The 24015-nt window shown below is 69.7% G+C and carries 20 protein-coding genes; 7 read left to right on the forward strand and 13 right to left on the reverse strand.

What is annotated here, in order from left to right; all coding sequences use genetic code 11:
* Positions 1–9: 9 nt before the first annotated feature.
* Genes fliW through ROZ37_RS18410 form a run of 4 tightly spaced genes read right to left on the reverse strand, consistent with a single transcriptional unit; the run spans position 10 to position 2472 of the window.
* Entirely contained in the window at positions 10–450 is a 441-nt protein-coding gene (gene fliW, locus ROZ37_RS18395; RefSeq protein WP_312661530.1) for a flagellar assembly protein FliW, read from the reverse strand.
* Positions 451–502: 52 nt separating this feature from the next.
* Positions 503–1501, reverse strand: coding sequence for an SPOR domain-containing protein (locus ROZ37_RS18400; protein WP_312661531.1), 999 nt, complete (start codon positions 1499–1501; stop codon positions 503–505).
* Positions 1498–2043: a DUF2802 domain-containing protein gene (locus ROZ37_RS18405; protein WP_312661532.1), complete on the reverse strand. Its 546-nt coding sequence runs from the start codon at positions 2041–2043 to the stop codon at positions 1498–1500. The genes ROZ37_RS18400 and ROZ37_RS18405 overlap by 4 nt, the downstream gene beginning before the upstream one ends.
* A gap of 3 nt (positions 2044–2046) precedes the next feature.
* A complete protein-coding gene (locus ROZ37_RS18410; protein ID WP_312661533.1) occupies positions 2047–2472 on the reverse strand; it encodes a hypothetical protein in 426 nt (141 codons plus the stop codon).
* A 6-nt stretch (positions 2473–2478) separates the two neighbouring features.
* Here ROZ37_RS18410 and ROZ37_RS18415 point away from each other — a divergent pair, with 6 nt between their 5' ends.
* The 3 genes from ROZ37_RS18415 (at position 2479) to ROZ37_RS18425 (ending at position 4556) form a co-directional block, all read left to right on the forward strand.
* Positions 2479–3252: a YdcF family protein gene (locus tag ROZ37_RS18415; protein ID WP_312661535.1), complete on the forward strand. Its 774-nt coding sequence runs from the start codon at positions 2479–2481 to the stop codon at positions 3250–3252.
* Between the two features lie 236 nt (positions 3253–3488).
* The gene (locus ROZ37_RS18420) at positions 3489–3713 is read left to right on the forward strand and encodes a hypothetical protein (RefSeq protein WP_312661537.1); all 225 of its coding nucleotides are present in this window, start codon (positions 3489–3491) and stop codon (positions 3711–3713) included.
* A gap of 201 nt (positions 3714–3914) precedes the next feature.
* Complete coding sequence (locus tag ROZ37_RS18425; protein ID WP_312661539.1) at positions 3915–4556, forward strand: malonic semialdehyde reductase; 642 nt, start codon at positions 3915–3917, stop codon at positions 4554–4556.
* A gap of 84 nt (positions 4557–4640) precedes the next feature.
* Here the strand turns inward: ROZ37_RS18425 and wrbA are convergent, their stop codons facing one another.
* Complete coding sequence (wrbA, locus tag ROZ37_RS18430) at positions 4641–5264, reverse strand: NAD(P)H:quinone oxidoreductase (RefSeq protein WP_312661541.1); 624 nt, start codon at positions 5262–5264, stop codon at positions 4641–4643.
* Between the two features lie 365 nt (positions 5265–5629).
* On the opposite strand from wrbA, the gene ROZ37_RS18435 reads away from it, so the two are divergent.
* Complete coding sequence (locus tag ROZ37_RS18435) at positions 5630–6559, forward strand: pirin family protein (protein WP_312661542.1); 930 nt, start codon at positions 5630–5632, stop codon at positions 6557–6559.
* 43 nt (positions 6560–6602) lie between these two features.
* Here the strand turns inward: ROZ37_RS18435 and ROZ37_RS18440 are convergent, their stop codons facing one another.
* From ROZ37_RS18440 to ROZ37_RS18475, 8 genes are all read right to left on the reverse strand, one after another.
* A complete protein-coding gene (locus ROZ37_RS18440; RefSeq protein WP_312661544.1) occupies positions 6603–7403 on the reverse strand; it encodes an enoyl-CoA hydratase in 801 nt (266 codons plus the stop codon).
* A gap of 93 nt (positions 7404–7496) precedes the next feature.
* Positions 7497–8696, reverse strand: a complete 1200-nt coding sequence (locus tag ROZ37_RS18445; protein WP_312661546.1) for an acetyl-CoA C-acyltransferase — start codon at positions 8694–8696, stop codon at positions 7497–7499.
* Between the two features lie 221 nt (positions 8697–8917).
* Positions 8918–11320 (reverse strand): 3-hydroxyacyl-CoA dehydrogenase/enoyl-CoA hydratase family protein, encoded by a 2403-nt coding sequence (locus ROZ37_RS18450; RefSeq protein WP_312661548.1) that lies wholly within the window; start codon positions 11318–11320, stop codon positions 8918–8920.
* A gap of 352 nt (positions 11321–11672) precedes the next feature.
* Positions 11673–12962 carry an outer membrane protein transport protein gene (locus ROZ37_RS18455; RefSeq protein WP_312661550.1) on the reverse strand — a complete coding sequence of 430 codons (1290 nt, stop codon included), beginning with the start codon at positions 12960–12962 and terminating at the stop codon, positions 11673–11675.
* A 114-nt stretch (positions 12963–13076) separates the two neighbouring features.
* Positions 13077–13484 carry an acyl-CoA thioesterase gene (locus ROZ37_RS18460; RefSeq protein ID WP_312661552.1) on the reverse strand — a complete coding sequence of 136 codons (408 nt, stop codon included), beginning with the start codon at positions 13482–13484 and terminating at the stop codon, positions 13077–13079.
* 20 nt (positions 13485–13504) lie between these two features.
* Positions 13505–15517 (reverse strand): 3-hydroxyacyl-CoA dehydrogenase NAD-binding domain-containing protein, encoded by a 2013-nt coding sequence (locus ROZ37_RS18465; protein ID WP_312661554.1) that lies wholly within the window; start codon positions 15515–15517, stop codon positions 13505–13507.
* Complete coding sequence (locus ROZ37_RS18470) at positions 15517–16797, reverse strand: acetyl-CoA C-acetyltransferase (protein WP_312661556.1); 1281 nt, start codon at positions 16795–16797, stop codon at positions 15517–15519. Before ROZ37_RS18470 ends, ROZ37_RS18465 begins: the two co-directional genes overlap by 1 nt.
* A gap of 14 nt (positions 16798–16811) precedes the next feature.
* Positions 16812–19298 (reverse strand): acyl-CoA dehydrogenase, encoded by a 2487-nt coding sequence (locus tag ROZ37_RS18475; protein ID WP_312661558.1) that lies wholly within the window; start codon positions 19296–19298, stop codon positions 16812–16814.
* Positions 19299–19578: 280 nt separating this feature from the next.
* Between ROZ37_RS18475 and ROZ37_RS18480 the strand changes: the two genes are divergently transcribed.
* From ROZ37_RS18480 to ROZ37_RS18490, 3 genes are all read left to right on the forward strand, one after another.
* Positions 19579–20226 carry a LysE family translocator gene (locus ROZ37_RS18480; RefSeq protein ID WP_312661560.1) on the forward strand — a complete coding sequence of 216 codons (648 nt, stop codon included), beginning with the start codon at positions 19579–19581 and terminating at the stop codon, positions 20224–20226.
* A 171-nt stretch (positions 20227–20397) separates the two neighbouring features.
* On the forward strand, positions 20398–22212 hold the full coding sequence (locus ROZ37_RS18485) for an ABC transporter ATP-binding protein/permease (RefSeq protein WP_312661561.1): 1815 nt from the start codon (positions 20398–20400) through the stop codon (positions 22210–22212).
* Positions 22213–22263: 51 nt separating this feature from the next.
* The gene (locus ROZ37_RS18490) at positions 22264–24003 is read left to right on the forward strand and encodes a cation:proton antiporter (protein ID WP_312661563.1); all 1740 of its coding nucleotides are present in this window, start codon (positions 22264–22266) and stop codon (positions 24001–24003) included.
* The last annotated feature ends 12 nt before the right edge of the window (positions 24004–24015 follow it).

Genomic DNA, 24015 nt, shown 5'->3' on the forward strand with positions numbered 1-24015 from the left:
TGCGGCGGGTCAGCGCGCCGCGCGCAGCGTGATGTCGCAGCCGAGCTTGTTGATGACCTTCTGCAGCCCGCGCCGCGCGGCGACGTTGATGACGAGCGGCGCCATAAAGTTCGCCCGCAGGCCCGCGGTTTCGGGCGAATTGTGGGTTTCTTCCTTGTGCACGATGATCGCGACGAGCGCGTCGGCCGGCGTCGACAGCTGCAGGATCGCGGCTTCGTCGTCGTCGAGTTCGAACTCGTAGTTCACGCCGAGGTGCTCGGGGCCGGTCACCGAGAACGCGACCGACGGGTCGTCCGCGCTCTGCAGCAGGAACACCGTCGGCGCCTTCCCTTCCTCGTGCACCAACGCGAAGCGCTTGCACTGCTCGAAGCCGGGCAGCCCGGCCGGGAAATCGATGACCTTGTCTTCCGACACCTCGACGATGCCGAACATCGGGCTTTCAATCTTCATGGAACGCTCCTTGGATGAATGGGGTTGCACGGCCAGGGCGCGACGCCCGCCGTCACGGCTTGCGCGGCGGCACGACGATGCCTTCGAGCTTGCGTTCGCCGCGCAGCCGCTCCGCCGCGGCCTTCGCCGCCTGCCGGTCCGGAAACGGCCCGAGCACGACGCGGCTCTGCAGGTGCGCGGGATAGCCCTGGGCGGCGAGTTCGCGACTCAGGATCGCGGCGTTGTCCGGATCGCCGAAGACGCCGAGCTGCACGATGTAGCCTTGCGCGAGCGCGCGAGCGGAGGCGGCAGCTGCTGGCCCCGCAGTGGACGCCGCCGGCACTATCACGCCTTGCGCTGCTTCGGTCGCCGCCGCAGGCTGCGCTGTTCCGGATGCCGTGATCCCGACCCGCGGGGATTCACTTTGTGAGATTGCGGCGGGCGATGCGGCGGCCTGCGGCGTAACGGCTTGGAGCACGCCCTCGGGCACAGCGCCGGGCAGGTTCGAGGTTCGCGGAGCATCGGCTTGCCCAGGTTCCGGCTGCGCCGCGAGGTCATTCGAGGCCGCCTCCCCCTCCGGTTCGGGCGCGACCGCTACCGATGGCGGGCCGTCCGCTCCGCCGTCGACTGAAGCACTCGCCACGGCCGCAGGGGCGCTCGCCGTTGCGGTCGACTCGTCCGCGGCGCTGGATTCCGCCGCGACCTCTGCAATGCTCGTCCCCGGCACGAGCGCTGCGGCCGGCGCGGGCGAATTCTCTTCGCTGACGATCAGCCCGAGACCGAGCAACACGATCGCGGCACCGGCGAGCGCCGCGCGGCGCAGCAGCACCTTGCGCGATGCCGCGTGCGCTGTCGTCACGGTGCGCGCCCACAGCTTCGTCCCGGGGAGAAGCTCCTGCTCCGATCCCTTGCCGCGACGCGCGCTCGGCGCCGCTGCCCCATCCTGCGAGCCACCCGCGTCGGCGGACGGCTGCGGGGCAGCGGGCGCGGGACGAAGCGCATCGGCATCCGCGTCCTCGCCGACCTCGGCAACGCTCGCATAGAGGCTCGACACCCGATTCGCGCCAGTCATCGCCGCTCTCCTGCGTCACCCGCGTCGCGCTGCGCAAGCGCGCGCACCAGCGCCGCTTCGGCAACCGTGATGCCGCAGCGCGCGGCGATCGTTTCGACGTCGAGGCCGCGCCGCGCGAACACGAGCGCCTCGTCGTACTCCGGCGACGCGCGCTTCAACCCCGCACCCGTCTCGACCTGTTCCTGATGCGAGCGCAGGCGCGCGGCGAGTTCGGCGATTTCCTTGCGCTGTTCGCCGAGCTCCGCGCGCAGCTGGGCGACGTCGCGGCGCAATTGCTGGGTTTCGAGTTCGAGCTGGAAGCCGTCGCCCGACGTCTGATCCGCGACAGGCGCGAACGCAGACGACGCGGCCGCAGCCTCGTCGGCTTCCGCGTGCGCCGCTGCCCCGGCGCGCGCCGATCGTCCCGCCCTGCCTGCCGCTTTCGTCGGCGCTGGCGGCTTCGCCGGTTCCGCGGCGCCCATCTTCAGCACGCGGTACAGCTGCACCGCGACGTAGACCGCCAGCAGCGCGATCGCCAGCCACAGGATTTCACGCACGCCCATCGGTCAGCCCGTCACGATCGTCAACGCCCGGTCCGGGTGCCGGACGCGGTCGCCGAGCATCCCGGTGCCGATCGGCCACCGCAGCCCGGCGCGCGGCCCTTCCCCGCAGGACTGCTTCGTCATCGACGCCAGCTGGATCGCGAGAGCCCGCGCGCTCCGCCCGTTCATCGGGCGCCCGGTCGCCCGCAGCACGCCGGAGCGCTCCTCCGGGCCGCCGGGCAAAGCGAACCCGTGCGACGTCGCAAGCGAGATCGGCAGCGCGCGCGCGCCGGTCACACGCTCGGATTGCCAGCCGGCGGGCCGGCACGGCGCTTCGATGCCATCGCAAGGGTCGGACATGACGGGGAAACGGGCGGCGCGAAAAGCCGCGGCGATTGGAATGTCGCGGATAATACTGGCCCCCTCTTCATGCGACAAACGCCGCGACAAACGCCGATGCCGCCCGATCTCGCGCCGCTGCTGTTCTGGCTGAAAAAGCTCGTCTCCGCACTCGTGCAGCCGCCGCTTGCGCCGCTGCTGCTGATCGCGCTCGGCCTTGTCCTCGCATCGCGGCGGCGGCGCGCGGGACTCGCGCTCGCGTGGATCGGGCTCGCGGCGGCGCTGTTCCTCGTGTGGCCGGCGAGCGTCGGCTGGATGCTCGCCGGACTCGAAACCGATCCGCCGCTCGCCGCGACCGCGGCCCGCGGCGCCGACGCCATCGTCATCGTCGGCGCCGGCAAGCGTCGCTTCGCGCCCGAGTTCGGCGGTGAGACGGTGAACCGGCTCGCGCTCGAACGCCTGCGCTACGGCGCGCGGCTCGCGCGCGACACCGGGCTACCGGTGCTCGTCAGCGGCGGCGCACCGACCGGGCAACTGCCCGAGGCCGAGCTGATGAAGCACACGCTCGAGACCGACTTCGGCGTGCCGGTGCGCTGGGCCGAGACCGCTTCGCTCGACACGCGGCAGAACGCCGAATTCTCCGCGCCGATGCTGAAGGCCGCGGGCGTGCGGCGAATCCTGCTCGTCACGCACGCGGCGCATATGCCGCGCACGCGCGCCGAATTCGAGGCGCAGGGCTTCGACGTCGTCGCGGCGCCCACCGCTTGGCTCGGCACGCTCGACACCAGCGATCAAGTGCTGACCGCGCTGCCGAGCGCCTCGTCGGCCTATGCCGGCTGGTACGCGGTGCACGAGTGGCTCGGACTGCTAGCCGCGCGGCTGACGCGCTGAGCGACGACCCCGAGGCCGCCGGCTGCCGGCGCACGCGGCGACGACGTCTATGATCAGGTGGAGGTCGGCTTCGCCACCGCCGGCCGAGACGCCGGGTGCGCCGGCACGCGCGTTCCGACCGGAGCGGCACCGACGCCGCCTTCGGACAACGTTCGCCGTACGCGCCGGGCATCCTGAAATGCTGTGACGCGGCGGCTTGCGGAAAGGCCTTCGGCCGCGCGGGACGGGGACAGGCGATGTCGCTCCGGGTCGAGTGCCATGCGGGACATCGCGGCGAGCAGGAACCGCGGGTGTTCCACTTCGCCGCGCGTCGCATCGAGGTGATGCTCGTCGCGGACCACTGGCTGGATCCGCAATACCGCTACTTCAAGGTCCAGGCTTACGACGGCACCGTGTATGTGCTGCGCCACGACGAATTGTCGGGACGCTGGGAGATGAAATGGTTCGACGCGTCGAGGTGATCGTCGGCGCAAAGCCCCTGCGCCGCGCCCGGCCGAGAGGCGGGTGTTTCACAGCGCAGGCGGCGTCTATGATCATCTCAAGGCCGGCGACGAACGCCGGCCGGAGGACGAGCGCACCGCGGTCCGCTTCGCGCCGCCGGACGCCGGCGACGACGCGCGGACGAAGCTTGCGCGCGGGACAACCGACCATAGGAGAAAACAATGAGCCGCGCACTGGACGAAGAAGGACGCAACCTGCTGTTCCGCGAAGCACGCACGCATAACGTGTGGCTCGACAGGCCGGTCAGCGACGAGACGCTGTTCGAGCTGTACGACCTGATGAAATGGGGCCCGACGAGCGCGAACTGCTGCCCGGCGCGCATCCTGTTCCTGCGCACGCCGGAGGCGAAGAATCGCCTCATCCCGGCCCTCGCCCCGGGCAACGTCGAGAAGACGCTGCATGCGCCGGTGACCGCGATCATCGGCTACGACGGGAAGTTCTACGAACTGCTGCCGAAGCTCTTCCCCCACGCCGACGCACGCTCGTGGTTCGTCGACACGCCGGAACTCGCCGAAATGACCGCGAAGCGCAACAGCTCCTTGCAGGGCGCCTACTTCATCATGGCCGCGCGTGCGGTCGGGCTCGACTGCGGGCCGATGTCGGGCTTCGACCAGACAAAGGTCGACCACGAATTCTTCCCGGCGCCCAAACACACGATCGAAGGCGACGAGTTCAACCAGGAGTACTTCCCGGACAGCCACGTGAAGACGAACTTCCTGTGCAACCTCGGTTACGGGGATCCGACGAAGCTCTTCCCGCGCAGCCCGCGGCTCGACTTCGACGAGGCGTGCAAGCTGCTCTGAGGACCGCACCGACGGCGAGGGGCACCGATCGGGCCCTCGCCGGCCGGGGCGTCCGGCATTTTCTCGGAGCGACCGGGAAACCCGTCAGCCCTGCCGTCCGCGCACCAGCGCGGTCGCGATCTCGGCGACGTGCCGACCCTGGAACTTCGCCATCCCGAGTTCGAGCTCGCTCGGCATGCGGCTGCCGTCACCGCCGGCGATCGTCGCCGCGCCGTACGGCGAGCCGCCGAGGATCTGGTCCATCTGCATCTGGCGCGCCTCGCTGTACGGCATACCGACGAGGACCATGCCCTGGTGCAGCAGCGTGATGTGCGTCGACAGCACCGTACTCTCCTGCCCGCCGTGCTGCGTCGCGGTGCTCGTGAACACGCTGCCGACCTTGCCGATCAGGCTGCCTTTCAGCCACAGCCCACCCGTCTGGTCGAGGAAGTTGCGCATCTGCGCGCACATGTTGCCGAAGCGCGTCGGCGTGCCGAAGATGATCGCGTCCGCATCCGGCAGCTGTTCGACCTTCGCGATCGGCACGTGCGCGAACGCCTGCTGCGCCGCCTTCGCGCCAGACTTCTCGAGCGCCTCTTCGGGCACGAGCTCCGGCACGCGGAACACGCTGACCTCGGCGCCCGCGACGCTGCGCGCGCCCTCGGCGACCGCCTCGGCCATGCGATGGATATGGCCGTACATGCTGTAGAAGATCACCTGCAGCTTCATGTCGTCGTCCTCCTCGATGAGCGTTGGAATCGGCGTCCCGCCGATAGGCCAGCCTAGTCGACGGGCTGCCCCCCTTCAAACGACGCAACACGCAGCAACTCGCCGAAGATCGCCGGCGTAAGCGTCCGCGCTGGGCTTCGATAACGATCCTCGGCACGACGGCAATCGTCCGTTCCGGCCTGTCCTTCGGCGTCGCCCGCGACGACTTGCCGACGCGAGGAGGCACATTTTCGATGTCGCGCAGCGAACTATTGCGATGGATTCCCGGACGAATGGCAGGAGCGCGCGCTGCGGCCCCGCGTCGGCCCCCGAGCCCACGCGCGACTTCTGCCGCACTTCCCCAGCCGAATTTTTCGGGAGCATCGATGAGCGAGAACACGCAGTCGGCCATGCCGGATCAGGGCGCAATCGAGACGACGGTCGTCCCGCGGGCGAGCGACCTCGGCGGCGGCTTCAAGGTGATGCGAGCGCTACCCGCCGCGCAGCGACGCATGGTCGGGCCGTTCGTGTTCCTCGACCAGATGGGCCCGGTGCAGCTCGGCGCCGGCGACGGGCTCGACGTGCGGCCGCACCCGCACATCGGGCTCGCAACGGTGACCTATCTCTTCGACGGCGAAATCCTCCACCGCGACAGCCTCGGCAGCGTGCAGCCGATCCGCGCGGGCGAGCTGAACTGGATGCACGCGGGCAAAGGCATCGCGCATTCCGAGCGGACGCCGCCCGCGCTGCGGCCGGCCGGTCCGCACGTCGCCGGCCTGCAGGCGTGGGTCGGCTTGCCGACGCGCGACGAGGAGAGCGAGCCGGCGTTCATCCACCATGGCGCGGAGGAGCTGCCGGTCATCGACGAAGCCGGCATCGGCATCCGCGTGATCGCCGGCAGCGCATTCGGCGCACAGTCGCCGGTCGCGACGCGCTCGCCGCTGTTCTACGCCGACGTCACCCTCATCCCACCGGCGTCCCTGCAGGTGCCGACGGAGCACGAGGAGCGCGCGGCGTATCTCGTCAGCGGCTCGATCGAGATCGACGGCGTCGCCCACCCGGCCGGCCGCCTGCTCGTATTCCGCCGCGGCGCGGACGTCGTCATCACCGCGACGACCGCAACGCGGCTGATGCTGCTCGGCGGCGAACCGCTCGACGGCCCGCGGCACGTGTGGTGGAACTTCGTGTCGAGCTCGCGCGAACGGATCGAGCAGGCGAAAGCCGACTGGCAGGCCGGACGCTTCGCGCCGGTGCCCGGGGAGACCGAGTTCATTCCGCTGCCGGAAAACCGCCCGCCGCCGGTTCAGTATCCCTAAGCCGCGCGGTCACGGCGCAAGCGCGGAAGAGCTCGCAATTCCGTCAGGCGCCGCGGAAGCCCGGCTTGCGCTTTTCGAGGAACGCATTGATGCCCTCGACGAAGTCGTCGGTCGCGCTGCAGCGCGCGAACGCTTCGGCCTCGCTCTGCAGCTGCGACTCGATGCGGACGTCGAACGACGACGCGAGCAGCCGCTTGATTTCACCGTACGCGTGGCGCGGCCCGGCCTGCAGGCGCGCGACGAGCCGGTCGGTCTCGGCGTCGAGCTCACCGGCGGGCAGCACGCGGTTGATGAGCCCGAGCCGCAGCGCCTCGGCGGCGTCGAAGCGCTCGGCGAGCAGCAGCAGCTCCATCGCCTTGCGGTGGCCGACCGCGCGCGGCAGGAAGAACGACATGCCGCCGTCGGCGGGCAGGCCGATCGACGAATACGCGGTCGTGAACTTCGCGTTGTCCGCCGCGAGCGCGAGGTCGCAACCGAGCATCAGCGACAGCCCGAAGCCCGCGCACGCACCGCGCACTTTGGCGACGACCGGCTGCGGCAGCGACTGCAGGATCTCCACCGAAGCATTGACGCGCTCCTCGATCAGCGCGCGGAAGGTCACGAGCCGCGCCTGCGGCGTGAGGTGGAACTGCGTCGCGAAATCCTTCAGATCGCCGCCGGCCATGAAATGCTCGCCGGCGCCGGTGAGGACGACGATTTCGACCCCGTCGCGCTCGCGCAAGGCACGCACGGTCTCGAGCAGGTCTTCCATCATCTCGATCGAGAACGCATTGAGCTGCGCCGGGCGGTTCAGCGTCACGGTCGCGACGCCGTTCGAGACTTCGAGCAGTACGGTGTTGGCCATCGGGGCGGGTCTCCGGTGGGGCGGCCGCGCGAGAGCGCGAACGCGGATCAGTGGGCGATGCGGACGGGGTAAGCAAAAAACGGAGCCGAGAGCTTACACCCGCTCGAACAGCCCGGCCGCGCCCATGCCGGTACCGACGCACATCGTCACCATCGCGTAGCGCAAGCGCGGATCGCGCTGCATCGCGCTGACGATCGTCGCCGTCCGGATCGCGCCGGTCGCGCCCAGCGGATGGCCGAGCGCGATCGCGCCGCCGAACGGATTGACCTTCGCCGGATCGAGCCCGAGCTCGCGCATCACCGCGAGCGCCTGCGCGGCGAACGCCTCGTTCAACTCGATCCAGCCGACGTCGCCGAGCGCGACGCCGCCCGCCTTCAGCGCACGCGGAATCGCCTCGATCGGGCCGATGCCCATCAACTGCGGCGGCACGCCGGCGACCGAGTAGCTGACGAAGCGCGCAAGCGGCGTCGCACCCGAGCGCTTCACCGCCGCCTCGCTCATCAGCAGCACCGCGCCGGCGCCGTCGGACATCTGCGAGCTGTTGCCAGCCGTTACCGTGCCGCGCGCGGCGAACACGGGTTTGAGCTTCGCGAGCGCTTCGAGCGTCGCGTCGCGCCGCGGCCCTTCGTCGGTGTCGCAGACGCGCTCGACGACGCGGACCGTGCCGCCGTCGCCGGGCAGATGCGTGCGCACCGTGTAGGGCGTGATCTCGGCGCGGAAATGGCCGGCGGCGATCGCCGCGCTCGCGCGCTGGTTCGAAGCGAGCGCGAACGCGTCCTGGTCCTCGCGGCTCACCTTCCACTGCTGCGCGACCTTCTCGGCGGTCAGGCCCATGCCGAACGCGATGCCGACCTTGTCGCGGTCGGCGAAGATCGCCGGGTTCAGGCTGACCTTGTTTCCCATGATCTGCGGCATCACGCTCATCGACTCGGTGCCGGCCGCGATCACGACGTCGGCTTCGCCGAGCCGGATCCGCGCCGCGGCATCCGCGACTGCCTGCAGCCCGGACGCGCAGAAACGGTTGATGGTGATCCCCGGCACGGAGTCCGGCAGCCCGGCCAGCAGCAGCCCGATGCGCGCGACGTTCATCCCCTGCTCGGCTTCCGGCATCGCGCAGCCGACGATCACGTCCGCGATCTCGCCGTGGTCGAGTCCCGGCACTTTCGCGACGACCGCCGACAGCACGTGCGCGAGCAGATCGTCCGGTCTCACCTGCCCGAACATGCCGTTGCGCTTGCCGACCGGCGCGCGCGTCGCCGCGACGATATAGGCGTCCTGGATCTGTCTCGTCATTTCAAGTCTCCTCGTTGTTCTGCGCGCCCCGATGTCGGGCATCGCGTCGCTCACCCGACCTGCGGCTGCTTCGTCGTTCCAGAGTCCCCGGTCGTATCAAGCCGGGCCTGGCGCGAAAGCGTAGGGCGGATGAGCTGCAGGCGTTATCCGCCACATGGCTGCGCGCGGCGGCCGCCATGTGGCGGGATGCACTTCGGTTTTCCGCCCTACGGTTCGTCACCTCAATTGCGCAGCGGCTTGCCGGTTTCGAGCAGGTGCGCGATGCGCTGCTGCGTCTTGTCGGTCTTCAGCAGCTCGACGAAGAGCGCGCGCTCGACGTCGAGGATCCACTGTTCCGGCACCCGGGTGTTCGTTTCAACTTCGCCACCGCACAGCGCGGTCGCGGCAGCCTTCGCGACCTTGTAATCGTGCTCGGAGATGAAACCGCCTTCGGCCATGTTCACGAGCATCAGCTCGCAGGTCGCGATGCCGTTGCGCCCGGCGACCGTCACCGCGCGCTCGACGAGCGGCGGGCGCCAGCCGGCTTCGGCGATCGCCCGGGCGCGACGGAGCGCGACGTAGAGGATCTCGTGCGCATGGAACACGACGTCGTCGGATGGCTGCGCGAAGCCGAGCTGGACCGCTTCGAGCGCGCTCTTCGCGACGGTCGCCATCGCGATCGTCTGAAAGCCCTGCTGGATGAACGGGAACACGTCGTGCCCGGCCGCGCGCTGCGCGAGGCGGTGCGCCTGCAGCGCGAACGCCTTGCTGCCGCCGCCGGCGGGGATCAGGCCGACGCCGGCTTCGACGAGGCCGACGTAGCTCTCGAGCGCCATCACGCGATGCGCGGCGTGCATCGCGAATTCGCAGCCGCCGCCGAGCGCCAGCCCCTGCACCGCGGCGACGACCGGCACCTGTGCGTGGCGGATCGCCATCGACACCTGCTGGAACTTCGCGACCTTGCCGTCGAGCAGCGCGAACTGCCCGGCCTTGCACGCTTCGGCGACCTGCTGCAGGTTCGCGCCGACCGCGAACGGCGCTTCGTGCCACAGCACGAGGCCGTCGAGGTCGCGCTCGGCGCGCGCGATCGCCTCACCCATGCCGTCGATGACTTCGTCGCCGATTGCGTGCAGCTTGGCCTTGAACGACAGGATGCCGATGCGCGGATCGACGTCGGGCCGCGTCCACAGCCGCACGCCGTCCCCGCCGCCGTTCTCGCCGCCGTTCTCCCACAGCGTCTCGCCGCGGTCGGCCGGCGCTTCGCCGAGCAGCGCATCGGGATAGAGCTGACGCCGGTAGACCGACAGCGCCGAACGCGGCTTCAGCGTGTTCTCGGCGACCGAATACGAGCCGCCCGCCTCATGCACCGCGCCGCGCAGGAACACCCACGCCGGCAGCGGCGCTTTCGACATCGCGCGGCCGGCGTCGATGTCCATCTGGATCGCCTTCGCGACGTCGGCCCAGCCGGCCGCCTGCCAGGTTTCGAACGGGCCGCGCGTCCAGCCGAAGCCCCAGCGCATCGCCAGATCGAGGTCGCGCGCGTTGTCGGCGACGTCCTCGAGATGCACCGCGCAGTAATGGAAGAGGTCGCGGAAGATCGCCCACAGGAACTGCGCCTCCGGCTGCCCGCTCGCGCCGAGCCATGCGAACTTCTCCGCGGTGTTCTTCGTCTGCAGCACCGCGGCGACTTCGGACACGACGTCGCCGGCGCTCGGCCGGTAGTCGCCCTTCTTCGGGTCGAGCACGAGGATCTGCTTGCCTTCCTTGCGGTAGATGCCGGCGCGCGTCTTCTGCCCGAGCGCGCCTTTAGCGATCAGCCCCTGCAGCCAGTCGGGCTGTCTGAAGTAGCCGTGCCACGGGTCGTCGGGCAGCGTCGCGCCCATCGTATCGATGACGTGCGCGAGCGTATCGAGGCCGACGACGTCGGCGGTGCGGTAGGTCGCGCTCTTCGGCCGGCCGATCAGCGGGCCGGTCAGCGCGTCGACTTCGTCGAAGCCGAGCCCGAGCCGCGCCGTGTGGTGCATCACCGCGAGGATCGAGAACACGCCGATGCGGTTCGCGACGAAGTTCGGCGTGTCCTTCGCGCGCACGATCGACTTGCCGAGCCGCGTCACGAGCCAGGTTTCGAGCGCGTCGAGCATCGCCGGGTCGGTCGCCGGCGCCGCGATCAGCTCGACCAGCGCCATGTAGCGCGGCGGGTTGAAGAAATGCACGCCGCAAAAGCGCGGCCGCAGCGGTTCGGGCAGCGCGTCGGCGAGCGCGGCGACCGACAGCCCCGAGGTGTTCGACGCGACGATCGCGTCCGGCCGCAGGTAGGGCGCGATTTTCGCGTACAGGTCGCGCTTCCACTCGATCTTCTCGGCGATCGCCTCGATGACGAGGTCGCAGTCGCGCAGCTGTTCGAGATCGGCGTCGTAGTTCGCCGCGTGGATGTGCGCGGCGCGGTCCTTGGTCGCGAGCGGCGCGGGGTCGAGCTTCGCGAGGCCGGCGATCGCGCGCTCGACCATCGCATTCGGCTTGCCATCCTTCGCCGGCAGATCGAACAGCACGACCGGCACGTCGGCGTTCGCGCAATGCGCGGCGATCTGCGCGCCCATAACGCCGGCGCCGAGGACCGCGACCTTGCGGATGTTCAGCTTGCTCATTCGGGTTCTCCTCCTGCGGGATTCACGCGCCGCCGGCCGGCGCTCGACGTCGATCCCGTTATCGTTGTGTTGAACCGGCAATCAAAACAACCGTTCGCGCCACCTGCCGCAATGGTTCGCGGTGAACCGGTCGAAATCGTTCGCCCCGAACCGGTCTCGCAACCGTTCGCGCCGAGCCGACGACCACTGTTCGCGCTGAGCTTGTCGGCGGGCGGGATCGGGCCTCGACGAGCCTGTCCCGGCAAGCTTGCAGGTCCTCGCCCGCACCCTCCCGGGATGGCCCGCATCAATAGCGGGACGAGCCGCGACGCGCCGCGCACCCCGCACCGCGCACCGCGCGGCGAGCGCAAGATCAGAACGCCATCGAGTACTGCGCGCCGAGGAGCCAGACGTTCGAATCGTATTTGCCGGTGACGCGGCCGCGGTTTTGCAGCGGGTTCAGGCTCGACTGATTGTTGTCGATCTTCGTGTCGCGCACATAGAGGTAGGCGGCGCCGAGGTCGAGCGTCGTGGTCTTCGTCGTCTTCCACTGCCCGCCGAACGTGAACCACGTGCGATCCTGGTCGGGCAGCGCGACGAGGCGACGCTGGCGGTCCTTCACCGGCGACTGGTCGCGCGCGACGCCGAACTTCAGCTTCCACGCGTCGTTCAGCCGGTAGTTCGCGCCGAGCGCGAGGCGCCAGGTGTCCTTGAATTCGACCTTGAGCGTTTGCGCGGTGGTGCCGGCAGCCGGGCCCGAAGTACGGTCAATATCCACGAAGTCGACACTGCTCCAGCCCGTCCAGGACAGATCACCGAGCATCTCCCAGCGGTCGTCGAGCTTCTGCGCGACGCTGACGACGAAGGTGTCGGGCAGTTCGACGTCGACCTGCGCCTTGCTCGTCCCGCCGGCATTGAGCGCCGCGCTGGGCCCGCTCACCTTGACCTTACCGTCGAGTTCGTGATCAACCTTGGATCGGTACGACACGCCGACCTTCATGTTCGGCGACGGCGTGAACAGTGCGCCGATATTCCAGCCCCACGCATCCCCGTCGACGTCCAGTTTCGCCATCGATGACGAGAACGGGAGGGGCGGCCCGAAAATGCCCACGGCACGCTCGTACTCCGCCTCCATCCGCTGCCAGCTCACGCCGGCGCCGATCGACCACTTGTCGTTGACCCGGTACGCGATCGACGGGTTGATGTTGTAGGTCTTGATCTCGAACTTAATCGACTGCGCGGCGCCGACCCACGACTCGTCGTAGTCGGTGATCAGCCCGAACGGCGCGCCGAGGCCGACGCCGAGGTACAGGTCCTTGTTCAGCGCCCACGACAGGTAGGCGTTCGGGATCGCCGACCAGCCGCCGGCGTCCTTGCCGTCGCCGGTGAGCGCGCCCGCTTGGGAGCCGCGGTTCTTGAAATCGAAACTCGGCCGCACCGCCGCGACGCCGAACGACACTTCGCGCGCCTGCAGCTGCGTCATCCCGGCGGGGTTGAAGAAGATCGTGCTCGCGTTCTCGGCAACCGCCGCCGAGCCGGCGTACGCGTTACCGAGGCCGCTCGCGTTCTGTTCGAGCAACTGGAAGCCGGACGCCGATGCGCCCCCCGCTCCGATCGTCAGCAGCGCTGCCGGAATCATTCGCGCAATCATCGTTCTACGCATACTTGTCGTCTCCTCGCTAGGGTCTTGCGACCTTCGGCACTTCCGGCGCAGGATGCCGGGCGTGCCTCGGTTTCCAACATTCGGCTGCATTCCGGCCTGCGGCGCCGGAGCGGGTCACGCGTCGGGAATCGGCCGCTTGCGGCCGTTGTCGTCGAGCGCGACGTAGGTCAGTTTCGCTTCGGTCACTTTCACGACGACCGGGTTTTCCGGGTTGCGTTCGGCGTAGACCTCGACGTCGACGGTGATCGAGGTGCGGCCGACCGAGACGACCTCGGCGTAGAAGCTCACGACGTCGCCGACCGATACCGGCTGCTTGAACGTGAAGGCGTTGACGGCAACCGTCGCGATGCGTCCGCGTGTGCGTCGGTGGGCGGGGATGCCGCCGGCGATATCGACCATCGACATGATCCAGCCGCCGAACACGTCGCCGGACGGGTTGAGGTCCGCTGGCATCGGCATCACGCGCAGCGCCGGCTGCCGGTTGTCGGGGAGTTTCACCGGAAATTCGGGGTTTTCAGCCATTCTCTTGTCGTTCCAGACTTTCATCGGGCATGAACGATAGCATCCCCTACAGCGGGCGCTGCCACGACGGACGTTTCGTGCTGTGACGCGACGTAATGCAGCGGCCCTCCGGTAAAGGGCGCGAAGCCGGTGCCGAAGATCACGCCCGCATCGGCGAGGTCCGCATCGGCGACGACTCCGTCATCGACGCAGCGCCGCGCGGCCGCGAGCAGCGGCGCGACGATACGGTCCGCGAGTCCGTTGGGAATGTCGCCGACCGCGCCTTTCTGCGCCTTGCCGTCGACCCACGGGTAGTAGCCCTGCCCGGTCTTCTTGCCGAGATCGCCGCCGGCGACGAGCGCGGCGAGCCGTGGCGGCGGTTCGGCGCCCTGGCCCGCGAGCGCGCGGCCCGCCGCGAGCGCGATGTCGAGGCCGACGGTATCGACGAGCTCGACCGGCCCGATCGGCATCCCGAACGCGACGAGCGCGGCGTCGACGGTTTCCGGCGCGATCCCTTCCTCGACCGCGCGCAGCGCTTCGAGCATGTAGGGCGCGAGCACCGCATTCACGAGGAAGCCGGGCGCGCTCTTCACCGGCAGCGGCAGCTTGTCGAGCCGGCGCACGAACACCGCGGCGCGGCCGAGCAGGCGCTCGTCGGACTCCGCGCCGGCGACGACCTCGACGAGCGGCATCTTCGCGACCGGGTTGAAGAAATGGATGCCGACGAGGCGCGCGGGGGTCGACAGCGCAGTCGCGATGTCCTCGATGCGCAGGCTCGACGTGTTGGTCGCCAGCACCGCGTCGGGCTTCGCGCCCCGCTCGACGTCGGCGAACAGCGCGCGCTTCGCCTCGAGATCCTCGAAGATCGCCTCGATGACGACGTCGGCGCGCGCGAGGCCGTGGCCGTGCGGGTCGGGAATCAGCCGGTCGAGCGCGAAGCGCACCTGCCGCGCCTTCGCCGCCTTGTCGCCGCGCGCCTTGCGCTCGAAGAACTGTGCCGCGCGCGCCACCGCCGGCGCAATGCGGACGATGTCGCGGTCCTGCAGCGTCACCGTCATCCCGGTCCAGGCGCACAGCGCCGCGATGTCGCCGCCCATCACGCCGGCGCCGACGACATGCACGTGGCGCGGCGCGAAGTCGGAGGCCTCGCCAGCCGGCTTGCCGAAGCCCTTCAGGCGCTCCTGCAGGAAGAACACGCGGATCAGGTTCTGTGCGTTCGGCAAGCGGAAGATCGATTCGAGCGACGCCGGATGGTCCGCGGGGACCGCGAGCGCGTTGCCGCCGAACTTCTCCCAGATGTCGAGGATCGCGTACGGCGCCGGGTAATGTTCGCGCGGCGCCTTCGCGGCGACCTGCTTGCGCGCGCGGGCGGCGACGAGCCCCTTCAGCGGACCGTTCAGCGGCCGCAGCGCGAGTGGCGGCTTGTGGCGCGACTGGCCGGACTTCACCAGCATCCGCGCGGCGTTCTCGGCGACGCGCAGCGGCACGCATTCGTCGGCGAGGCCGAGCTGCTTCGCGCGGCGCGCATCGACACTCCTGCCGGTCAGCATCAGGTCGAGCGCGGCCGGCGCGCCGATCGTCTCCGGCAGGCGCTTCATCCCGCCCCACGCGGGGACGATGCCGAGCATCACTTCGGGCAGCGCGAGCTTCGTTGCCGGCTCGTCGACGACGACGCGGTAGCGGCACGCGAGCGCGAGTTCCAGCCCGCCGCCGATGCAGTGGCCGCGAATCAGCGCAAGCGTCGGGAACGGCAGCCGCGCGAGCCAGTTGAAAAGCTCCCAGCCGCGCCCGACGAGCTTGCGTGCGGCCTCCGCCGAGTCGATGCGCGTGAACTCCTCGATGTCGGCGCCGGCGATGAAGCCGGCGGGTTTTGCCGACGCGATCACGAGGCCTTGCGGCGGCGCTTTCTCAAGCACATCGAACGCGGCTGCGAGCTCGTCGACGACGTCGCGCGATAGCGTGTTCGTCGAGGCGTCGAGGCGGTCGAGGATCAACCACGCGACGCCATCCGCATCGCTGCGGACGAGGGTGAGATGCTGGAAATCCGCGGCCATCACGCGGCCTCCACGAGCATCGCGCCGCCCTGGCCGCCGCCGATGCAGATGCTCGCGAGGCCGCGCGCCAGCCCGTCGCGCCGCACGCGTTGCGCGAGATGGAGCACGATGCGCGCGCCGCTCGCGCCGACCGGATGGCCGAGCGCGATCGCGCCGCCGTCGGTGTTGAGCCGGTCCTCGTCGAGCCGGCCGAGCGGCGCGGCGAGGCCGAGCTCGTCGCGGCAGTAATCGGCGTCCTCCCACGCGCGCAGGCACGCGATGACCTGCGCCGCGAAGGCCTCGTTGATCTCCCACGCGTCGACGTCGTTGAGGCCGAACCCGTGCCGCGCGAGCAGCGGGGTCGCCGCATGGACCGGGCCGAGCCCCATCTGCGCCGGGTCGAGCGCGGCCCATTCGCTGTCGACGATGCGGGCGAGCGGCGCGAGCCCTCGCTGTTGCACGACCTCCTCGGAAGCGAGAATCAGCCACGCCGCGCCGTCGGTCACCTGCGAGCTGTTCCCCGCGGTGACGCGGCCGTACTTGCGGTCGAAGAACGGCTTCAGCTTCGCGAGGCCCTCGATCGACGAGTCGCGGCGCACGCCATCGTCGTGCTCGTAGACCGTGCCGTCGCGGCCGATCAGCGGCACGATCTCGTCGAGCCGGCCCGCGTCCTGCGCGGCGGCGACCCGGCGGTGGCTGCGCACCGCGTATTCGTCCATCTCGGCGCGCGAAATGCCGAAGCGGTACGCGAGGTTCTCGGCGGTCTGGCCCATCAGCTGGCCGACGACCGGGTCGGTGAGTCCCTTCATGATGCCGATCACCGGCGCGAGGTAGCCGGGCCGGAAGCGCCCCACCAGCGCGGCTTTCTGCCCGATCGACTTCGCGGCGTACCAGCCCGACAGCCAGCGCACCATCGCGTCCGAAAACAGCAGCGGCGCACGCGACAGCGCATCGACGCCGCCGGCGAGCACGAGCCCGGAGCGCCCGAGGCGGATGTTCGCGATCGCCGAATCGAGCGCCTGCATCCCGGACGCGCAGTTCCGCATCACCGTCCAGCCCGGCACCTTGTCGCCGCAGCCCATTCGCAGCGCGACGACGCGGCCGATGTTGACCTCGTCCGGCGACGGGCTCGCGCAGCCGAGGATCACTTCGTCGAGCTCGTCGGGCGCGAAGTCCTGCCGCCCGAGCAGCGCGATGCCGGCCGCGGTCGCGAGGTCGGACGCCGCGAACGGTCCGGGCGCATTGCGCGCCTTCAGGAACGGCGTGCGCGCGCCGTCGACGATATAGACGCCGGAAGCCATGCCTTGGCTGCTCCTCACGCGACCACCGTGACGGGCCGCGACTCGTTCGGGGCGACGCTGGCGAGCGCTTCGCGCAGGCCGAAGTCGTACGGGAAATCGTCGACGCGGATCACCTTGTCGCGCAGCGCGTTGCGCCGCTCGACCAGCGCGAGCTCGGCGTCGTCGATGACGCCGGCCTCGTGCGCGCGGCGCCAGATCGCGTCGACGCCGCCGGTGAGCAGCCCCGGGTCGAAGCGGCCGTCCTTCTGCGCGGCCTTCAGCTTCGCCTCGACCGGCTCGGCCTGGATCGTCGCCGCGAGCGCCGCTTCGAGCGCGCCGAGCGGCTCGTCGAGGTTCGTCGGCAAATGCACGTCGGCCGTCAGCCGGTCGCGCGTCGGCGACGGCGCGATCAGCAGCTTCGCGACCTCGTGGCCGAGCGCGTCCGACGGCACGACGTAGGGTCGGCCGAGCGGGAACACGACGAGCCGGCGCAGCAGCGCCGCAGCGATGCGATTCGGGAAGTTCGCGATCACGCCTTCGAACGCGTTCTGCGCGCGGAACATGCAGTCCCAGATCGCCCAGTGCATCAGCGGCGCGTCGGCCGCCTGCCGCCCTTCGGCCTCGAAGCGCTTCAGCGTCGCGGACGCGAGATACATCAGCGACAGGATGTCGCCGAGCCGCGCGGAGAGCTTCTCCTTGCGCTTCAGCGCGCCGCCCATCGTGCCCATCGAAATGTCGGCGAGGAACGCGAACGCCGCTGAGAAGCGCGTGAGCTGCTGGTAGTAGCGGCGCGTTTCGGAGGCGATGTTCTCCGGCACCGTGACGAAATGCGACCCGGTCAGTCCCATCACGAACGCGCGCACCGCGTTCGACACCGTGTAGCCGATGTGCCCCCAGAACGCGCGGTCGAACGCCGCCAGCTCGTTGCCGCGCGCCGCGTTCATCTCGTCGAGCACGAACGGGTGACAGCGGATCGCGCCCTGGCCGAACAGGATCAGGCTGCGCGTCAGGATGTTCGCGCCCTCGACGGTAATGCCGATCGGGATCTGCTGGTAGGCGCGGCCGAGGAAGTTCTGCGGTCCGAGGCAGATGCCCTTGCCACCGACGACGTCCATGCCGTCGTTGACGGTCTGGCGCGCGCGCTCGGTGACGTGGTACTTGACGATCGCCGAGACGACCGCCGGCTTCTCGCCGAGGTCGACCGCGCCCGCGGTCATCACCCGCGCCGCTTCCGACAGGTAGGTGTTCGCGCCGATCCGCGTCAGCGCTTCCTCGACCCCCTCGAAGCGGCCGATCGCGGTCTTGAACTGGTGGCGCACGCGCGCGTAGGCGCCGACCGCGCGCGCGGTGAGCTTCTGCATCCCGGCGTTCGACGACGGCAGCGAGATCGAGCGCCCGGCCGCGAGGCACTCCATCAGCATCCGCCAGCCCTGCCCGGCCATTTCGGGCCCACCGATGATGAAGTCGAGCGGCATGAACACGTCGCGCCCGCGCACCGGCCCGTTCATCCAGATCGCGTTGAGCGGGAGATGCCGCCGGCCGATGTCGACGCCGGGATGGTCGGCCGGCACCAGCGCGCAGGTGATGCCGAGATCCGGCTCGCTGCCGAGCAAGCCGTCCGGGTCGTACAGCCGGAACGCGAGACCGAACACGGTGCACACCGGCGCGAGCGTGATGTAGCGCTTGTCGAAGCTCACGCGCACGCCGAGCACTTCTTCGCCCTGCCACGCGCCCTTGCAGACGACGCCGACATCGGGAATCGACGCCGCGTCCGAGCCCGCCCAGGGGCTCGTCAGCGCGAACGCCGGAATCTCGAGCCCCGCCGCGAGCCGCGGCAGGTAGTGAGACTTCTGCTCCGGCGTGCCGTAATGCAGCAGCAGCTCGGCCGGCCCGAGCGAGTTCGGCACCATCACCGTCACCGCCGGCGCCGACGAGCGCGTCGACAGCTTCGTGATCACCTGCGAATGCGCGAACGCCGAGAAGCCTTTGCCGCCGTACTCCTTCGGAATGATCATGCCGAGAAAGCCGCGGTCCTTGATGTACTGCCAGACTTCCGGCGACAGGTCCTGGCGCTGCGTCGCGGCCCAGTCGTCGCTGAGCCGACACAGCTCGTCGGTCTCGCGGTCGAGGAAGGAGCGCTCCTCGGCGGTCAGCGTCGGCCACGGGTAAGCAAGCAGCTTCGACCAGTCCGGGCGGCCGGCAAAGAGTTCACCCTCCCACCACACGGTGCCGGCTTCGAGCGCGTCCTTCTCGGTCTGCGACATCGACGGCAGCGCGCCGCGGAACGCGCGGAAGATGCGCGCGGTGACGAGCGCGCGGCGCAGCGGCCGGATCAGGAAGACGCCGACCGCGGCGGCGTAGAGGACGAGCACCGTGACCGTCGCCGCCGTCGGCCACCCGCCTGCCGCAGCGAGGAGCACAAGCCAGAGGAAGCCGACCGCAGCCCAGACCGGGAACGCCGCCCGCCGGTATGCGAGCGCGCCGGCGAGCGGCAGGAGCGAAACGATGAGCAACCAGACCATGTCTTCTCCTCGATTCGGGCCGACCGCGTGCGCGGTATCCGCATCACCGTGCCGACCGCTTCTCGTCGACGCGGGCGATTAGTCGGGTTGGACAAGCAAGCCCTCCAAAGTGTGAGCGCGTAAGCGGGAGGGGGCAAGTCGGAACCACCGTTCGGGCGGCCTTGCCGACGATATGCGCTGCTTTCATGCACCCAGGCGACGAATCCCGACACGGCAAACGGTTTGACGCCCCCAGCCGCGCACCGACAGAATCCGAATCCCTAACCGACTCGCGCTCGTCATGGTCCCCCTCGACAGCCTGCTCGCCTTCCTCGCGATCTCGGTCGCGATCACCCTTGCCCCGGGGCCGGACAACCTGATGGTGCTGGGCCAGAGCCTCGCGCGCGGACGCGCCGCCGGCTTCGGACTCGCGCTCGGCTGCGCGCTCGGCTGCTTCACGCACACGCTGTGGGCGGCGCTCGGGGTCAGCGCGCTGCTGCTGGCGTCGCCGAACGCGTTTTTCGCACTCAAGCTCGCCGGCGCGCTGTATCTCGTCTGGATCGGCGTGCAGGCACTGCGAAGTGGCAGCATCGCGGCCGCCGGACGCGGCGATGGGGCGGCGCTGCCATGGCGCCGCTACGTCGCGCGCGGCTTCATCGCGAACGCGGTGAATCCGAAAGTGGCGCTGTTCTTCCTTGCGTTCCTCCCGCAGTTCGCGCGGCCCGAAAGAGGTGCCGCGGCGTGGCAGATGCTCGCTCTCGGCGCGGCGTTCGCGGCGCAGACGGTCATCGTGTTCGGCGCGATCGCGCTCGCCGCCGGCAGCATCGGGCGCCTCCTCGCACGCCGGCCGCGCCTCGGTCCATGGCTCGACCGCCTGTCCGGCGTGATCTTCATCGGTCTGGCGGCGAACCTCCTGCTCGGCGGCCGCGGCGGACCGGAAGCGGGATGAACGCGGAGTTGGTCCGACGATAGGAGCCGTTCCCGCGCCGTGGCAGCGACCCGCGGGTCCGACCCATCGGTCGGCCCGGCTCCGACCTCGCCCCTCGGGCGGCCGTGATGTCCGATCCTGACGCCGTCGCCGACGAGCCGCCGGGCGGCTTGCGTACAGTAGAATTCGCTTATGAGACGAGCCCCCGCGACCGCCCTGCCCGGCCCCGAGCCGACTGAACGCCACGACTGGCAAACCCTGAAGAGCCTTGTTCCGTACATCTGGGCTTACAAGGGCCGGGTGATCTTCGCACTCGTCTGCCTCGTCGCGGCGAAGGGCGCGAACGTCACCGTGCCGATCATCTTCAAGCACCTCGTCGACGGCCTGTCGCTGACGAAGGAGCAGGCGTTCATCGTCGTGCCGGCGGCGCTGCTGCTCGCGTACGGCGCGCTGCGCTTTTCGACGACGCTGTTCACCGAGCTGCGCGAGCTGGTGTTCTCGCGCGTCACGCAGCAGGCGGTGCGCGAGATCGCGCTGCGCGTGTTCCGCCACCTGCACGCGCTGTCGCTGCGCTTCCACCTCGAACGCCAGACCGGCGGGCTCACGCGCGACATCGAGCGCGGCACGCGTTCGATCGGCTCGCTGATCAGCTACACGCTGTATTCGATCGTCCCGACGCTGATCGAGATCGGTCTCGTGATCGGCATCCTGCTCGTCGAGTACGACGCGGTGTTCGCGCTGATCACGCTCGCGACGCTGCTGATCTACATCACGTTCACCGTCAAGGTCACGAACTGGCGCACGGCGTTGCGCCGCCATGCGAACGAGCTCGATTCAGCGGCGTCCGCACGCGCGATCGACAGCCTGCTGAACTTCGAGACGGTCAAGTACTTCAACAACGAGGAGTTCGAGGCGCGCCGCTACGACGAGCAGATGCAGAAGTGGGCGAACGCGCAGGTCAAGAACCAGTTCTCGCTGTCGGCGCTGAACGTCGGCCAGGCGGCAGTCATCGCGGTCGGCGTGACGGCGATGATGTGGCAGGCGACGGTGCGCGTGACGAGCGGCGAGATGACGATCGGCGACATCGTCCTCGTCAACGCCTTCCTGATCCAGCTCTACATTCCGCTGAACTTCCTCGGCGTGCTCTACCGCGAGTTGCGCCAGTCGCTGACCGACATCGAGCGCATGTTCGGCCTGATGCACCAGCACCGCGAGATCGCCGACGCGCCCGACGCGCTGACGCTCGCCCCCGGGCCGGCGTCGGTGCGCTTCGAGGCGGTGCGCTTCGCGTACGACCCGAAGCGGGCGATCCTGCACGGCGTCGATTTCGAGATTCCGGCCGGCCGAACGCTCGCGGTCGTCGGCCATTCGGGCTCGGGGAAATCTACGCTCGCGCGGCTCCTGTACCGCTTCTACGACGTGCAGGGCGGCGCGATCCGCGTGAATGGACACGATCTGCGCGCGGTCACGCAGGCGAGCCTGCGCGCGGCGATCGGCATCGTCCCGCAGGACACGGTGCTGTTCAACGACACGGTGTTCTACAACATCCAGTACGGCCGGCCCGACGCGAGCCGAGAGGAAGTCGAGGCCGCCGCGCGCGCGGCGCAGCTGTCGGACTTCATCGCGCGCCTGCCGGACGGTTACGAGACGCGCGTCGGCGAGCGCGGGCTGAAGCTCTCCGGTGGCGAGAAGCAGCGCGTCGCGATCGCGCGCGCGCTGTTGAAGAACCCGGCGATCCTGATCTTCGACGAGGCGACGTCGGCGCTCGACTCGAAGACCGAGAAGGCGATCCAGGCGCAGATGGAGCTCGCCGCGGCGGGCCGCACCGCGCTCGTGATCGCGCACCGGCTGTCGACGGTGATGAACGCGGACGAGATCATCGTGCTCGACCAGGGCCGCATCGTCGAACGCGGCACGCACGCAGAGCTTCTCGCACGCGACGGCGACTACGCGCGGATGTGGGCGCTGCAACAACAGGAAGGCGAGGAACCGGTGATCGCGGGATGACGCGTCGATTCCGGTAAACTCGCGCGTCCCCACGAAGATTCGACCTCCTGGATGGAATCGCACGCCCCCGCTTTCCTGCGCGAAGTCATCGTGTTTCTCGGCCTCGCCGGGGTGCTGATTCCGCTGCTGCAACATCGCCGCATCAACCCGGTGCTCGGCTTCCTCGCGGTCGGCATGCTCGTCGGGCCGTTCGGCCTCGGCCGGCTCACCGGCGACGTGCCGTGGCTGGGTTACCTGACGTTTTCGCGCGACGAAGACGTCGAAATCTTCGCCGAATTCGGCGTGATCTTCCTGATGTTCATGATCGGTCTCGAATTGTCGGTCGACCGCCTGTGGGCAATGCGGCGGCTGGTGTTCGGGCTCGGCACGCTGCAGGTCGCGATCACCGCGCTCGCGATCGGCGCTGTCGCCTACGCGTTCGGCAACCCGCTCGAATCGTCGGTCGTGCTCGGCCTCGTGCTCGGCTTCTCGTCGACCGCCGTCGTGATGCAGCTCCTGTCGCAGCGCCGCGAGCTCGGCACGCCGCTCGGCCAGCGCACGTTCTCGGTGCTGCTGCTGCAGGACCTGATGGTCGTCCCGCTGCTGGTGCTGGTGACGATCCTCGCGCAGGACGGCAGCGGAAACTTCCTCGCGCTGCTCGGCACCGCTGCGGTGAAGGGCATCGCGACGGTCGCGGCGATCTACCTGATCGGCCGCCGCGTCGTGCGGCCGATGTTCCATCAGATCGCCGCGAACCGGCAGGCCGAATCCTTCATGGCGCTGACGCTGCTGACCGCGCTCGGCGTCGCGCTGCTGACGCAGGCCGCCGGCCTGTCGATGGAGCTCGGCGCGCTGCTCGCGGGGCTCCTGATCGCCGAGACCGAGTTCCGCCACGAGGTCGAAGTCACGATCGAGCCGTTCAAGGGCCTCCTGATGGGCCTCTTCTTCATGTCGGTCGGCATGGGCATCGACATCCGCTCGATCCTCGCCGAGCCGCTGCTGCTGCCCGTTTCGGTCGTCGGCCTGCTGGCGATCAAGGCAACCGTCGTGCTGGGGCTGTTCCGCGCGTTCGGGCTGAGCTGGGGGCGCGCGGTCGAAGGCGGGCTGATGCTGTCGCAAGGCGGCGAGTTCGCGTTCATCGTCATCGGCATGGCAATGGGGCTCGGCATCCTGTCCGCGGCGATCGGGCAATTCATGCTGCTGGTGGTCGGCCTGTCGATGCTCGTGACGCCGCCGCTTTCGCTCGTCGGCCGCAAGCTCGGCGACGCCATCGACGCGCGCGTCGGCCAGAAGGCGGCGGCCGACGACGAAGGCGCGCTGCAGGAACTCAGCGGCCACGTCGTCATCGCCGGCTACGGGCGTATCGGGAAGATGATCGGCGAACTGCTCGACGCGCAGGGAATCCCGCACGTCGCGATCGAGAACGACGCGAAGCTCGTCGCCCGCCAGCGCGCGCAGGGCGAGCCGGTGTATTTCGGCGACGCGAGCCGGCCCGAGCTGCTGCGCAGGTTCCACCTCGAACGCGCGGTCGCGGTCGTGCTGACGATGGACCACACCGCCGCCGCGGTGCATGCGGTCAAGGGCATCCGCGCGGCCTTCCCGACGATCCGCGTCGCCGCCCGGGCGCGCGACGAGGCGCACGCGGCGACGCTGCGCGACGCGGGCGCGACGATCGTGATCCCCGAGACGCTCGAATCCGGACTGCAGCTCGCCGGCTCGGTGTTCGAGACGCTCGGCGTCCCCGGCGAAGTCGCGACCCGCCTGCTCGACCAGGAGCGCAAGCGGCGCATCGGCTCCTTTCAGCCCGGCTGAGCTCCGCCTCTC

This window comes from Aromatoleum sp., assembly GCF_032027225.1.
GTDB lineage: Bacteria > Pseudomonadota > Gammaproteobacteria > Burkholderiales > Rhodocyclaceae > Aromatoleum.